Raw genomic sequence first — 14,350 nt, 5'->3', positions numbered from 1 at the left:
CCGTGGTTCTGCGACCCGAAAAAAGGAGCATGACTTGGCGAACAGATCGATTGACCACGCCTTCACGGCGACCAGCCTTACCTCCGCCGCCGGCGACCCGACCTTTGCCGGAGCGCTGTCCTTCATGCGCCGCCGCTTCACCAAGGAGCTCGCCGGTGTCGACGTTGCCGTCTGGGGCATTCCCTTCGATGCGGCAACCTCGAACAGGCCGGGCACGCGCTTCGGGCCACAGGCGATCCGGCGCGCCTCGGCGATCTTCGACAATGATCCGCAATATCCGTTCAACCGCGATCTCTTCGCCGAGATGGCGGTGATCGACTACGGCGATTGCCTGCTCGACTACGGCAATCATCAGGATACGCCCGGTGCCATCGAACGCCAGGCGAATGTCATCCTCGACAGCGGCGCCTTCCTGCTGACGCTCGGCGGCGATCACTATGTCACCTGGCCGCTGCTGAAAGCCCATGCGGCAAAACATGGGCCGCTTGCGCTCGTGCAGTTCGACGCACACCAGGACACCTGGTTCGACGAAGACCGGCGCATCGACCACGGCTCCTTCGTGGCCCGGGCCGTCCGCGAAGGCATCATCGATCCCGACCGCTCGATCCAGATCGGCATCCGCACCCATGCGCCGGAGGATTACGGCGTCAATATCCTCTACGGTCATCAGGTCGAGGAGATGAGCGCCGGCGACATCGCCTCGGCGATCATCTCGCATACACGCGGCGCCCCCTCCTATCTCACCTTCGATATCGATTGCCTCGATCCGGCCTTTGCGCCGGGCACCGGCACGCCGGTCGCCGGCGGACCGTCGAGCGCCAAGATCCTCTCGGTGCTGCAGCGCCTGCACCAGCTCGATATCCGCGGCGCCGATGTCGTCGAGGTGTCGCCGCCCTACGACCATGCCGATATCACCGCCATTGCAGGGGCAACAGTGGCGATGTATATGCTGGGCCTTCATGCCGAGCGACGCGCCATCGCCGTGTCACAAGGCTGACTTATCATCTCAAAGTGAATCCGGAAACCTTCTGAACCCATTGAAAGCGCAGGTTAACATGGCACCGAAAATCTTCATCGACGGCGAACACGGCACGACGGGTCTGCAGATCCGCACGCGCATGGCCGGCCGCCGGGATGTCGAGCTTCTGTCCATTCCCGAGGCCGAGCGGCGCAACGCCGCCATGCGCGAGGACATGCTGAACGGCGCCGACATCGCCATTCTCTGCCTGCCGGACGACGCGTCGAAGGAAGCGGTTCAGATGGTTTCGGGCAACAACAATGTGCGCGTCATCGACACCTCGACCGCCTTTCGCGTCAATCCCGGCTGGGCCTATGGCTTTGCCGAAATGGACGGCGCACAGGCCGACAGGATCAAGGCCGCCCGTTTCGTCGCCAATCCCGGCTGCTACCCCACAGGCGCGATCGGTCTCATCCGGCCGCTGCGCGCCGCCGGCATCCTGCCGGATGGTTATCCGGTGACGGTCAACGCGGTCTCCGGTTATACCGGCGGCGGCAAGCAGATGATCGCGCAGATGGAAAACCCGGATCACCCGGATGCGATCACCGCGCCGCATTTTCTCTACGGCCTGCCGCTCACCCATAAACATGTGCCTGAAATGACCGTGCACGGTCTGCTCGACCGCGCGCCGATCTTCTCGCCGTCGGTCGGCAAGTTCGCACAGGGCATGATCGTGCAGGTGCCGCTGCATCTCGATGATCTTGCCGAGGGGACGACAATGGAAAGCATCCATGCCGCCCTCGCCGCCCATTATGCCGGCCAGGATATCGTCACAGTCGTGCCGCTCGCCGAAAGCAAGGCGCTGCCCCGTGTCAACGCCGTCGAACTCGAAGGCAAGGACACGATGAAGCTCTTCGTCTTCGGCACGCCTGGCGCTTCGCAGGTCAATCTGGTGGCGCTGCTCGACAATCTCGGCAAGGGCGCCTCAGGTGCCGCCGTGCAGAACATGGACCTGATGCTCGCCTCCTGACATCATGACGCTCGATGCGCTTATCGCCGGCGTGCACGCCTGGTTTGCCGCCGCCCTGCCCGACCGTGGGATCTATGCGCTGATGGCGTTTGCCTTCATCGCCGGGCTCGCCCGCGGCTTTTCGGGTTTCGGCGCCGCATTGATCTTCATTCCGCTCGCCGGCGCGATCGTCGGGCCGAAGCTGGTTTCGCCGATCCTGCTCGTCATCGACGGCATTGCCACATTGGGCATGATCCCGCCCGCCTGGCGCGGCGCCAACCGGCCCGAGGTCTTCGTCATGGCGGCGGGTGCGGCCCTCGGCGTGCCGGCCGGAACGGCGATGCTGGCGCTGCTCGACCCGCTGCTCCTACGCTGGAGCATCACCATCATCGCCATCAGCCTGCTTGCCCTTCTGGTATCGGGATGGCGCTACCACGGCGCGCCGTCGGCACCGCTCAGCAGCGGTATCGGCCTGATCGCCGGGCTTTTCAGCGGCGCCGCGCAGCTCGGCGGACCGCCTGTTGTCGCCTACTGGCTTGGCGGCAAGAGCGATTTCACCCGCGTCAGGGCGAATGTCGTGCTCTATTTCTCGATCTCGTCGGTCTTCAGCGCCATCAGCTATTATATCGGTGGACTGTTCGTGCCTGCCGTCTTCGCGCTGACCGCCGTCATCTTGCCGAGTTATGCGCTCGGGCTCTACGGCGGCTCGAAACTGTTCGGGCTCGCCGAGGAACGGACCTTCCGAATCGCCTGCTACATCTTGATCGCCGCCGCCGCAATCATCGGCATGCCGCTGCTCGATGGGGTGCTGCGTTAGACGCTGTTACGCCAGGCCGAGGGGCCCGTTTCAATCGTGCTCGGCGAGCATCGTCTCGTGCGGATATTCGCCGTAGAAGCCACGCCAATTGGCGACGGCGAAACCGAAAACCACCAGGGCGCCGGCCTGATGCAGCAGGCCCCAGTGAAGTGGCACCTGCATCAGCAGCGTGGCGATGCCGATCGCCGCCTGCAACGTCACCAGCGCAAAGAGCACGACGGCGCGGCGGGCATGGGTGGTCCAGGGCGCGGCGCGAAGGGCGATCACCATGTTGATCAACGTCAATGCAAAGAGCGTATAGGCGCCGATGCGGTGGATGAACTGCACCGTCTTCGGGTTCTCGAAGACATTGATCCAGAAGGGCTGCTGGATCAGCAGATCCGACGGGATGACGGCGCCGTCCATCAGCGGCCAGGTATTGTAGGAAAAACCGGCATCGAGCCCTGCCACCAGCGCGCCGAGATAGATCTGGAACAGCGCGAAAACGGCGATCGCGGCAGCAAAACCGCGCGAGCTGCGGGCCGGCGCCGGATCGTTGGAATGTGGTGAGAGCCCGCGCATGATCCACATGCAGCCGGCAAAGATCAGGCAGGCCATGACCAGATGCGTCGCCAGCCGGTACTGGCTGACGTCGGTGCGGACGGAGAGGCCCGAGGACACCATCCACCAGCCGATGAAACCCTGCAGGCCGCCAAGCGCCAGGATGCCGACGAGCGGCCAGCGCAGGCGCTTTTCGATCCGCCCCGTCAGCCAGAAATACAGCAGAGGCAGCGCGAAAATCACGCCGATGCCGCGGGCGATCAGCCGGTGCGCCCATTCCCACCAGAAAATGCCCTTGAACTCATCGACAGTCATGGAACTGTTCAATTGCTGAAATTCGGGAATGCGCTGATAGAGGCGGAATTCCTCGTCCCATTCGGCTGCCGACAGCGGCGGGATGACGCCGTGGATCGGCTTCCACTCGGTGATCGACAGGCCGGAATTGGTCAACCGCGTGGCGCCGCCGACGAGCACCAGACAGAAGAGCGACAAGAGCACGAAACCAAGCCAGAAGCGCAGGGCGCGGCGGTCGCGGTTCTGCTTGCGCACTTCGCTCAGAATCGCCTGTTCCGTGGTCGGGTTTGCGACGGCCATGATGTCTCCTTCTATCCGGCAGTTGATTTGCCCCACCGGCTCATGCAAAACAAGCCCCGAACCTTTGCGGCATGCCGTCGCGCCGGTCCGCCCCGTCCCTGCCGAGAGATAATTGATGCCCATTCGCCTCCGCAAATTCATCGGCACGATCCTCATCATCGTGCTCGTGCTCGTCTATGCGCTGGTGGCGAATACGATCGCGGTGGCAACCCTCGGCAACGCGCCCTGGTGGGGGCACCTGCTCTATTTCCTGCTTACCGGCCTGCTCTGGGTCTTGCCGGCGATGGTGATCATCAAATGGATGGCCGGGCCGCGGCAGCAATAGGCCATTAACGGCCGAATAACCGTGATCGGCGGAAAACCTCGCCGGTCGCGTGTGAATAAACCAAATATACGTCCTGCATTCCTACCTTCCCGTTCAGCATTCTTGACCGGAGAAAAGCCGTGCAGACGCAAAAGCTCGATGTTCATGAACAGCCGTCGGAGGACGGGGCGCTGGCCCAAACCGCCATTTCGCGCCTGCGTCAGCTGAGCATGAAACTCGCCATGGCCGAAATTAATATCGAAGTCTTCGACACAATGCAGCCGTTGGAGAAAGACTGGCGGGCGCTGGAGCGCGACAATCTGCAGTCATTGCATCAGAGTTACGACTGGTGCACCGCCTGGGTGAGCGCCTTTCAGCGGCCGCTGGCGATCCTCAAAGGCACCTATGCAGGCGAGACGGCTTTCATTCTGCCGGTCGAAATCGTCAAGTCCCGTGGGTTTGCCGTCGCAAAATTCATCGCCGCCGATCATAGCAACATCAATACCGGGTTGTTCTCGGAAGGCTTTGCTGAAACCGGAGGGAGCATCGATCCTCATGACTTCGCCGGCCGGCTCCAGCAGGCGCTGAAGGGCCGCGCCGATCTGCTGCTGCTGCAGAACATTCCGCTGGAATGGCGCGGGCGTCAGAGCCCGCTTGCGGGGCTGCCGATGGTGCAGAACCAGAACCATGCCTATCAGCTGCCGTTCCTCGCCAGCTTCGAGGAGACGTTGAAGCAGCTCAACGCCAAGAACCGGCGGAAGAAATTCCGTGTTCAGTCGAAACGTCTCGAGGCGGCCGGCGGCGTCGAATATGTTATCCCCGAGACATCGGAAGAACAGCACCGTCTGCTCGATGTCTTCTTCCGCCTGAAGAGCGCCCGCTTCACCAGCCTCGGCCTGCCCGACGTCTTCGCCGACGGGGAAACGCAGGCTTTCCTGCACGGCCTCATCGACAAACGGGATGACGGCAGGGAGTATTTCGGGCTGCAGATGCATGTGCTGCGGCTCAACGGCGGGAACGAAGAGCAGATCGCCGCGATTTCAGGGATTTCGCGCAAGGGCGACCACATCATCTGCCAGTTCGGCGCGATCGATGAAGAGCTCGTGCCGGATACCAGCCCCGGCGAATTCCTCTATTGGCAGACCATCTCCGGACTGCATGGCAAGGGTATCGCGCTGTTCGATTTCGGCCTCGGCGACCAAACCTACAAACGGTCCTGGGCGCCGGTGGAGACCGCGCATTACGACGTAGTGCTGCCGGTCTCGCTGCTCGGCACCGTCGCTGGTACGGCGCACCGGATCGTCACTCGAGGCAAGGCGCATATCAAGGCGCGCCCGAAGCTTTACAAATTCGCCCAGAGCATCCGCGCACGGTTCGGCTAAGCGATTAAAGCGTTACGCTTTTATGCCGCCTGACCGAGCATCTGTTCGGACCCATCACCGCCCGACATCAGCACGACGCGCTCGTAGCCCGCAGCCTGGAATTCCGTCATCAGAGCCACGAAGATCGTCTCCTCGACCTCAGGCAGCGAAAGGATGATCTCGACATCGCGGCTGCGCGTCAGCCGCGAGACGCCGGCGACATCGGCCGAACCGCATTCGACCACCACGAGGTCATAGGCAGCGGCAAGCGCATCGAACAACAGCGATAGCCGGTCGACACCGCGCATGGCCCGGCGGACGTCGCTCTGGCCCTGGGGGATCAGATGGGCGTCGGAAAGACGATCGCTGTGGATCGTGTCGCCGAAGGCGGCCTCGCCGCATAGCAGATCGGTGACGCCCGGAGCGGCCTGGTCCTCGGCCATCAGTTCCGTGGGGTAGCCGGAACCGGTCATGTCGACCAGGATGACGCGGCGGCCGGCATCGGCGAGCATGCGGGTCAGCAAAACCGTTGCCGCCGAGCCATTGTCACCAGTCGGAGATATCGCGATGGCGAGCGGCGCGCGGCTGGTCGTGAGATAATCCGCAACGGAGGCGACGGAGAATTCATTGTCGTTCTCCGGCGGCTGCTCGGCGGCCTCCGTGTCTTCGATCGCGTGCTTTCCGTCTTCATCGCCGACGATGGCGAGCATGCTCGGCTGGATGGGCTTTCTGACGGCGGCGACAACCGGAGCGGCCTGCGGCGCATCCCTCTCCTCGACGAGGGTTTCCGCCTCGATCGTCTCACGGGATACACCGACGGGACGGAGCGCCCGGCCGCTGAAAAGTTCGGCCAGCATGGTGACGATGGCGCTCAGGATGAATGTCGCGACGGCAGCGACGACGACGATCGGCACCACCTTCGGGAAATAGGGATCGACCGGCTCGATGGCCTTGGAAACGATCCGGGCGTCGGCCGGGCTCGAATTGCTGTCAGCGCGGGACGCCGCCTCGCGGTAACGCACCAGATAGGTTTCGAGCAGCTGGCGCTGGGCGGTGGCCTCGCGCTCCAGCGCATTCAATCCGACCTCGTCCTCGCCGGCGCGGGCGCTGTTGGCCTGCACCGTGTCCGACTGGCGCTCGAGTTCGCTTGCGCGGAGATCCGCGACCTTGGACTCGTTCTCGATGCTCGTCAGGATCTTCTGCGTCTCCTGGCGGATCTGGCTCCGGATATCGGCGAGCTGGGCGCGCAGGCTTTTCAGCCGCGGATGATTGTTGAGAAGGCTGGTCTGCAGATCTGATATTTGCGACTGCAAGCCGGATTCCGTCGCCTTCAGCCGCTGGATCGCCTGGGAGGACATGATGTCGGGCAGCGTATCGGAGGCCTCGCCCGAAGACAGCGCATTGCGCACCGCCTGCGCCCTCGCCTCGGCATTGGCCTTGTCGCCGCGCACGCGGGTCAGTTCGGCGGAGATGTCGTTCAGCTGCTGGGCCGGAAAGGTGGTGGTGCCGTTGGTCTGCAGCAGCCCATGGGAGGTGCGGTATTCGGCAACCTTCTTCTCGGCTTCGCTGACCTTGCGGCGCAGGCCGTCGATCTCCGGCTCCAGCCAGCGTGTCGCCTCGGAATTGGAATCGAGCTTGGCGCCGCTCTGGGTCGAAAGATAGACATTCGCCATGGCGTTCGGAATGGCGGCAGCGAGCTTCGGGTCTTTCGAGGTGAAACTGATGCCGATGACGCGTGAACCCGGCACCTGGTAGACCTGCAGGCGTTCAACGAAGGCGTCGATCACCCGCTCTTCCGGCGGGTTCTCCATCGGGTTCTTCTTCAGGTGCAGCTTCACCAGGATACTCGCCATGGCCGAGCCGTTGGCGGCGTCGTCGAATTCCGGCAAGTTATAAAGCTTCAGGTCGTTGATGACCTTCTTGAGGAGATCGGCCGACTGCAGCAGCTGCACCTGGCTGGCGATATTCAGTTCATCCATCAGCGGGCCGGCGCCGGCGTCGTTGACCTGCTGGGTGCTGGCGAAGGCGGGCGCGCGGGGTTCGATCAGGATGCGTGTTTCGCTGCGATATTGCGGCGACATGATCTTGGCGCCGGCAAAGGCGACACCCGCCCCTATGAGGGTAATGGTCAAAATCCGCAGACGGCGCGCCCAGACGGCGCGGACCAGCTGGCCGAGGTCGATGTCCACATCCTGATCACGCGCTACGCCGGACATGCTCTTACTCCACAACAAAGGTGCCGCAAGCGTAAACGACCATGGTAACTCAACGGTTAATGGTAATCTTGCCGAGTAATGAGCAGCAGTCGGCGAAGGAACGCGGGAAATTGCAAGCGGCCTTTACCGGGCATTAACCCTAACGGATCGATAACGGCTCTACCGAGTTCATTTTCTGTGAGCACTAACGGATGTCTGTCGTCCAGCCCAAGATCCTTCTAGCCCTGAGCCTTGCAGCCGTGACGGCGGCATTGGGCGGTTGCACGACGTACAAACCGGCGCCGAAAGCCTTTAACGAGGCGACCATCCAGCCCTATACGCTTGATAGCGGCGACCGGTTGCGCGTCACCGTTTTCGACCAGCAGAGCCTGACCAACACCTATACGGTGGATCAGGCCGGCTATATCGCCTTCCCGCTCATCGGCCAGGTCCCTGCCCGCGGCCGCACCCTGCAGCAGCTCTCCGGGCAGATCGCCCAGAAACTCAAGCAGGGCTATCTTCGCGATCCCGACGTCACCATCGATGTCGATCGCTACCGTTCGATCTTCCTCATGGGTGAAGTCGGCCAGCCCGGCCAGTATGCCTATGTCCCCGGTATGACGGTGCAGAATGCCATCGCGGTTGCCGGCGGCTTTACCAGCCGCGCCAACCAAAGCATGGTCGACGTCACCCGCAAGATCAACGGACAGGTGCTGACCGGCCGCATCAACATATCGGGGCCGATCATCGCCGGCGACACGATCTACGTTCGCGAACGGCTGTTCTGAGCGATGGCTGAACAGAAACCGCTCCGCATTCTCCACTGCTTCAGATCGCCGGTCGGCGGAATTTTCCGCCATGTCCGCGATCTCGTCGAGGAGCACAGCAGGGCCGGTCATCATATCGGCATCCTCTGCGACAGCTCGACCGGCGGCGACTATGAAGACAGCCTGTTCGACGATATTCGCCCCTATCTCTCGCTCGGCTTGACACGCGTGCCGATCCGGCGTTCGATCAGCCCGTCCGACATTGCGACGATGTGGGATACATACAAGAAAATCAAAAGTTTGCGGCCGGATGTGCTGCACGGACACGGCGCCAAGGGCGGCGTGCTCGCGCGACTTGCCGGCTCAGCGTTGCGGGTGAACAGGTATCGCGTAGCCCGCCTCTATACCGCGCATGGCGGAAGCCTGCATTATTCGCGTTCCTCGCTCGGTGGACAATTCGTCCTCCGGATGGAGCGCCTGCAGGAATATTTCACCGATGCGCTGGTTTTCATCTGCGAATACGAGCGCGACACCTATGCGCGCAAGGTGGGTAAGCCGCGGACGAAAACGAGACTGATCTACAACGGCATCGCCGAGCGCGATTTCGAGCCGATCCCCACCCGGTCGGATGCCGTGCATTTCATCTATGTGGGCATGCTCCGGGACCTCAAGGGTCCCGATCTGTTTGTCGATGCCTTCGCCAAGACCGAACGGTTGCTCGGCAGGCCGCTGTCGGCGCTGATGATCGGCGACGGACCGGATCGCGACCGCTACCGCGAGATGATGGTCGAACGCGGCCTCGGCAAACGCATCGGCATGCTGCCGGCGATGCGCGTCCACGAAGCCTTCTCGATGGCGCAGAACCTCGTCGTTCCCTCGCGCGCCGAAGCCATGCCCTATATCGTGCTCGAGGGGCTAGGCGCCGGCAAGACGATCATCGCCAGCCGAGTCGGCGGCATTCCCGAGGTGCTCGGCGCCGACAGCGCAGCCCTCGTGGAGGCCGGCAATTCCGACGATCTCGCCCGCGTCATGGCGGAAACGCTGAGCACGCCCGACTGGCACGCCAGGACGATGCCGAAGCCAGAGGCGGTGAAGGCGGTGTTTTCCTCCGCCGTCATGGCGCGCGATGTCCTAAAATTATACCATGAGCTCGTCGATCCGGCCGACGGCCGCGCAATGCCCGCCGCCCCGTAAATATTTCTTAGGGGCTTTCTGCTATCTCGCTGGGTGACAACGAGCGAAAGCCCCATGAACAAGCTGGAAAAAGGCGATCAATTCGACGTGGAAGCACTGCGCAAGCAGGTCTCCGACATCGAGGCGCGCGGCGACGCGGGTCAGGAAAAACCGTCCGACCCGACCGAAATCAACCCCTATGCCCGGCAGATCGCCGAACAATTCCGCGACGGAACCAAATCGCCTGTGATCATTATCGGGCAATTGCGGCTGCTGGAATTTCTGGCGCTCTTCGCGATCGCCCTGATCGCCCACTATTTTTGGCCCGGCGACGGCTACGATTCATCGCTGGTGCGGGCCGGCATGGCGACGATCGCCTCGGCCTTCACCGTCATCGGCCTGCAGCTTGCCGACACCTATACCATTCCGGCGCTTCGGGCCAAACTGCGGTTTATCCCGCGCATCCTGGCGTCGTGGACGATCGCGCTTCTCCTGACCGTCGGTCTGTTCGCGCTGGTTCGCGGCAGCACATGGGCGATGGTCGTCGACGCCTACATGCCCTGGTTTGCGGCCGGTGCGCTCTTCCTTGCGGCCGAGCGTTTCCTCGTCGCCTACGGCATCCGCAACTGGGCGCGCAACGGCATCATGGAGCGCCGCGCCGTCATCGTCGGCGGCGGCGAGCCGGCCAAGGAGCTGATCCGCATCCTCGAACAGCAGGATGACAACGACATCCGCATCTGCGGCATCTTCGACGATCGCGGCGAAAAGCGCTCGCCGATCATGGTCGCCGGCTATCCGAAGCTTGGCACTGTGGCCGAACTGGTCGAATTCGTGCGGCTGACGCGCATCGACATGCTGATCATCGCCCTGCCGCTTTCGGCCGAGGCGCGCATCTACGACCTCTTGAAGAAACTCTGGGTTCTGCCGGTCGACATCCGCCTTGCCGCGCATGCCAATCGGCTGCGCTTCCGGCCGCGCGCCTATTCCCATGTCGGCTCAGTGCCGATGCTCGACATTTTCAAGATGCCGATCCGCGACTGGGATTCGGTTGCCAAACGCGGCTTCGATATCTTCTTCACCCTGGTCGCGCTGGCGCTGCTCTGGCCGGTGATGGTGGCGACGGCGATCGCCATCAAGGCGACCTCCGAAGGCCCTGTGTTCTTCATGCAGAAGCGGCATGGCTTCAACAACGAAATCATCAACGTCTTCAAATTCCGCTCGATGTACACCAATATGGCCGACCCCACAGGCAAGGCCGCAGTGACCAAGGCCGATCCGCGCGTCACCCGCGTCGGCCGCATCATCCGCAAGAGCTCGATTGACGAATTGCCGCAGCTTTTCAACGTGCTGAGAGGCGAACTTTCGCTGGTCGGCCCGCGCCCGCATGCCGTGCTCGCCCAGGCCCGCGATCGCGCCTTTTCCGATGTCGTCGAGGGGTATTTCGCCCGTCACCGCGTCAAGCCCGGCGTCACCGGCTGGGCGCAGATCAACGGCTGGCGCGGCGAGGTGGACAATGACGAGAAGATCAAGTTCCGCACGGCCTACGACCTCTATTACATCGAGAACTGGTCGCTCTGGTTCGATCTCAAGATCCTGTTCCTGACGCCGATCCGGCTGCTCAACACGGAAAACGCCTATTGAGCGCGACCGCGGCGACATATCCCCGTGTCGCCCAACCGCAGCGAATGACGCTGCGCCTGATCGGCTCGGCTTTCGTCGCCTTCGGCGTCTTCCTCTCCGGTTTCGTGATCGACGAGCCGGCGCCCTACGAACTCTGGATGGCGGGACTGATCGGCCTCTGGTTCATCCTGGGCCTCAGGATTTCGCGCGGCGTCGCACCGCTGCTTGCCCTGCTGCTCACCTTCAACATAGGCGGCATTCTGTCGCTGACACAGATGAAGGATCTGGCGACCGGGCCGATGTACATCGCCGTGTCGACCTTCCTGGCGCTGACGGCGGTCTTCTACGCCGCGATCATCGAGGACAGCCACAAGCGGTTGCCGCTGATCTTCAACGCCTGGACCTTTGCCGCCGTCGCCACATCAGCGCTCGGGATACTCGGTTATTTCCACGCCTTTCCGGGCGCTGAGATCTTCACGCTCTATGACCGTGCCAAGGGCGCCTTCCAGGACCCGAACGTCTTCGGCCCCTTCCTGGTGCCGCCGTCGCTCTATCTGGTCCACGGCATCCTCGCCGGCGACCTGAAGAAATCGCCGTTGAAGGCTGCCGCCCTGCTGGTGCTTGCGCTCGGCATCTTCCTGTCCTTTTCCCGCGCTGCCTGGGGGCTCTTCGCCCTCGGCGTGGTGCTGTTGATCTTCATCATGCTGCTGAAGGAGCGCAGCGGCGCCTTTCGCCTGAGAGTGCTGGTGCTGTCGCTGGCCGCGATCATCATGTTGGTCGCCTCGCTGCTGGTGGCGTTGCAGATCCCGAAGGTCGCCGAACTGTTTTCGGCGCGCGCTCAACTGGTGCAGCAGTATGACGGCGAGCATCTCGGCCGCTTCGAGCGCCACCGGATCGGCTTCACCATGATGATGGAGCGGCCGCTTGGCATCGGCCCGCTGGTGTTCGGCACGATGTTTCCCGAGGACGAGCACAATATCTGGCTGAAATCACTCACCACCTATGGCTGGATCGGTTTCGTCAGCTATGTCGGCATGCTTGTCTGGACGCTCGCTCTCGGCTTCCGATACCTGCTGCTCGACCGGCCATGGCAGCCCTTCCTGATGATCGCCTGGATCTCGGTCCTCGGCCATGCGACGATCGGCAACGTCATCGACATCGACCACTGGCGCCATGTCTATCTGCTGCTCGGCACGGTCTGGGGCTGCGCCGCGCTTGAGGTGCGTCACAAACGCGGCCGGAAGTCATAGCGCTCAGCACGTCGCTGTCTATTTCGTCGCGCCTGCCGTCAAACCGGCAATAAACCGCCGTTGGAAAACCAGATAGGTCAGAATGAGCGGGAAAATCACAATCACCGCGCCGGCGGTCAGAACCGGCGTGTTGACGGTGTAACGCCCCTGGAAAAACAGCATGCCGAGCGGCAGCGTCCGATAGGCGTCGTCATTGACCAGAATGAACGGAATGAGAAACTCGTTCCACGTCCAGATGAACAGGAACAGCGCCAGCGTCGACATTGCCGGTATCATCAGCGGGATAACGATCTTGCGCAGGATATAGAAGCGTCCGGCGCCATCGAGGACGGCCGCTTCGAGAACCTCCTCCGGCAATTGCTGCATGGCACTGGCGAGGAAGATCGTTGAGAACGGGATCGACATCGCGATCTGCGGCACAATGAGAGCCGCATAGGTGTTGATCAGCCCAAGATAGCGCATTTCATAATAAAGCGGGATGATGAAGGCCTCGGCCGGCACCATCATGCCGAGCGTCAGGATCGCGAACAGCGTGCGCCGGAGCGGAAATGACAGGTAGGCAAAGGCAAAACCGGTCAGCAGACCCAAGAAGACGCTTGTGGCGACAACGGGGATGACGACGACGATCGAATTCCAGAAGTAAATGTTGAAATGTCCGGCATTCCAGGCATCGACATAATTTTCAAAATGCGGATAGGCCGGAAGGGCGAATGCGCCTTTCAGAACGTCAGCCTTGCTCTTTATCGAGGTCAGCAGCAGGAGCAGGAACGGGGTGATCGTTACTAAGGCAAGAAGCCACAGCACAATGCGAAGGAAGAGCGCGGCGGGGATATTCGACGAGCGGCCCATCAAGCCAATCCTTTGCTTCTTGAGCCCACCAGCCGGTGAATTGCATAGTTGATTGCGAAAGTCAGCAAGGCGCCGACAATGGCGATGGCGGCCGCAGCGCCGAACCGATTGAGCTCGAAGCCGAGCTGATACATGTAAATATTCGGCACGAGCGTCGCGTTGGCGGGTCCACCGCGGGTCATCGTGAAAATCAGGTCGAAGCTTTTGATCGAGGCTATGACCGTCAGAAGCAAGACCACCCTGATCTCAGGCATGAGAAGCGGCAGCGTTATCCAGAAGAAGGTCTTACGCCCCGACGCGCCGTCGACCTTGGCAGCGTCGAAAAGGGACGGGTCGATGCGCTGAATTCCGGTGAGGAAGATGACCATGCAAAAACCGAAGAAATACCATGTGGCGACGATCCCGACCGCGGGAAGGACAAAATTGAAATCGCCAAGCCAGGGCAATGCGAACCTGCCCAATCCGACCGCTCTCAGAAACTGGTTGAACGGGCCGAATGCAGGATTGTAGAGCCATGCCCAGATGATGCCCAACACGGCGGTCGGCATGATGTAAGGCAGGAACAGGAATGTTCTGAGGGCTAGCTGCTCGCGTTGCTTCAGATTCCACACACAGGCGGCAAGCGTTATGCCGAGCACGAGCGGCAGGACGCAGTAGAAGATCATCAGCTCGGCATTGTTGCGCAAGGCAATGTAAAAACGGCTGTCGGAAAAGAGATCGGCGTAATTGCCGAGGCCAACCCATCTGGGCATGGTCAAGCCGTCCCAGCTGGTCAGGCTCAAACCCCAGGCCGCGACAATCGGGCCAAAGACAAAAGCCGTATAAAGCAGCAATCCAGGCAATAAATAGATGAAATTGGTCTGTTGCGAGCCATCCAGTGCGGAGCGTTTCATCCAGTACCCCATGAAGCCAA

Annotated in this window: 13 protein-coding genes; 9 read left to right on the top strand and 4 right to left on the bottom strand. The window is 62.0% G+C overall.

Annotated elements, in window-relative coordinates; genetic code table 11:
• Positions 1 to 34 precede the first annotated feature (34 nt).
• From speB to RLEG4DRAFT_RS17030, 3 genes are read left to right on the top strand one after another with little or no spacing between them, the layout of a single operon-like run.
• Positions 35 to 997, top strand: a complete 963-nt coding sequence (gene speB, locus RLEG4DRAFT_RS17040; protein WP_003578522.1) for an agmatinase — start codon at positions 35 to 37, stop codon at positions 995 to 997.
• Between the two features lie 58 nt (positions 998 to 1,055).
• The gene (argC, locus tag RLEG4DRAFT_RS17035; RefSeq protein ID WP_003578521.1) at positions 1,056 to 1,988 is read left to right on the top strand and encodes an N-acetyl-gamma-glutamyl-phosphate reductase; all 933 of its coding nucleotides are present in this window, start codon (positions 1,056 to 1,058) and stop codon (positions 1,986 to 1,988) included.
• A gap of 4 nt (positions 1,989 to 1,992) precedes the next feature.
• Positions 1,993 to 2,784 (top strand): sulfite exporter TauE/SafE family protein, encoded by a 792-nt coding sequence (locus RLEG4DRAFT_RS17030; RefSeq protein ID WP_003578520.1) that lies wholly within the window; start codon positions 1,993 to 1,995, stop codon positions 2,782 to 2,784.
• Between the two features lie 30 nt (positions 2,785 to 2,814).
• Here the strand turns inward: RLEG4DRAFT_RS17030 and RLEG4DRAFT_RS17025 are convergent, their stop codons facing one another.
• Complete coding sequence (locus RLEG4DRAFT_RS17025; RefSeq protein WP_003578519.1) at positions 2,815 to 3,918, bottom strand: COX15/CtaA family protein; 1,104 nt, start codon at positions 3,916 to 3,918, stop codon at positions 2,815 to 2,817.
• Between the two features lie 115 nt (positions 3,919 to 4,033).
• Between RLEG4DRAFT_RS17025 and RLEG4DRAFT_RS17020 the strand changes: the two genes are divergently transcribed.
• Positions 4,034 to 4,243 (top strand): DUF2842 domain-containing protein, encoded by a 210-nt coding sequence (locus tag RLEG4DRAFT_RS17020; RefSeq protein WP_003578517.1) that lies wholly within the window; start codon positions 4,034 to 4,036, stop codon positions 4,241 to 4,243.
• A gap of 119 nt (positions 4,244 to 4,362) precedes the next feature.
• A complete protein-coding gene (locus RLEG4DRAFT_RS17015) occupies positions 4,363 to 5,604 on the top strand; it encodes a GNAT family N-acetyltransferase (protein WP_003578516.1) in 1,242 nt (413 codons plus the stop codon).
• 20 nt (positions 5,605 to 5,624) lie between these two features.
• Here the strand turns inward: RLEG4DRAFT_RS17015 and RLEG4DRAFT_RS17010 are convergent, their stop codons facing one another.
• A complete protein-coding gene (locus tag RLEG4DRAFT_RS17010; protein WP_003578514.1) occupies positions 5,625 to 7,799 on the bottom strand; it encodes a GumC family protein in 2,175 nt (724 codons plus the stop codon).
• Between the two features lie 191 nt (positions 7,800 to 7,990).
• Here RLEG4DRAFT_RS17010 and RLEG4DRAFT_RS17005 point away from each other — a divergent pair, with 191 nt between their 5' ends.
• Genes RLEG4DRAFT_RS17005 through RLEG4DRAFT_RS16990 form a run of 4 tightly spaced genes read left to right on the top strand, consistent with a single transcriptional unit; the run spans position 7,991 to position 12,588 of the window.
• On the top strand, positions 7,991 to 8,566 hold the full coding sequence (locus RLEG4DRAFT_RS17005) for a polysaccharide biosynthesis/export family protein (protein ID WP_003578512.1): 576 nt from the start codon (positions 7,991 to 7,993) through the stop codon (positions 8,564 to 8,566).
• Between the two features lie 3 nt (positions 8,567 to 8,569).
• Positions 8,570 to 9,739, top strand: coding sequence for a glycosyltransferase family 4 protein (locus tag RLEG4DRAFT_RS17000; protein WP_003578510.1), 1,170 nt, complete (start codon positions 8,570 to 8,572; stop codon positions 9,737 to 9,739).
• Positions 9,740 to 9,793: 54 nt separating this feature from the next.
• Entirely contained in the window at positions 9,794 to 11,359 is a 1,566-nt protein-coding gene (locus tag RLEG4DRAFT_RS16995) for an undecaprenyl-phosphate glucose phosphotransferase (RefSeq protein WP_003578508.1), read from the top strand.
• The gene (locus tag RLEG4DRAFT_RS16990) at positions 11,356 to 12,588 is read left to right on the top strand and encodes an O-antigen ligase family protein (protein ID WP_003578506.1); all 1,233 of its coding nucleotides are present in this window, start codon (positions 11,356 to 11,358) and stop codon (positions 12,586 to 12,588) included. The genes RLEG4DRAFT_RS16995 and RLEG4DRAFT_RS16990 overlap by 4 nt, the downstream gene beginning before the upstream one ends.
• Before the next feature lie 18 nt (positions 12,589 to 12,606).
• Here RLEG4DRAFT_RS16990 and RLEG4DRAFT_RS16985 read toward each other — a convergent pair whose 3' ends face one another.
• A complete protein-coding gene (locus RLEG4DRAFT_RS16985; protein WP_003578505.1) occupies positions 12,607 to 13,437 on the bottom strand; it encodes a carbohydrate ABC transporter permease in 831 nt (276 codons plus the stop codon).
• Positions 13,437 to 14,330 carry a carbohydrate ABC transporter permease gene (locus RLEG4DRAFT_RS16980; RefSeq protein ID WP_037094651.1) on the bottom strand — a complete coding sequence of 298 codons (894 nt, stop codon included), beginning with the start codon at positions 14,328 to 14,330 and terminating at the stop codon, positions 13,437 to 13,439. The genes RLEG4DRAFT_RS16985 and RLEG4DRAFT_RS16980 overlap by 1 nt, the downstream gene beginning before the upstream one ends.
• Positions 14,331 to 14,350 lie beyond the last annotated feature (20 nt).

The organism is Rhizobium leguminosarum bv. trifolii WSM2297, from assembly GCF_000271845.1.
Note: the sequence above shows the minus strand (reverse complement) of the source record. Positions and strands in the feature narration are given on the sequence as shown.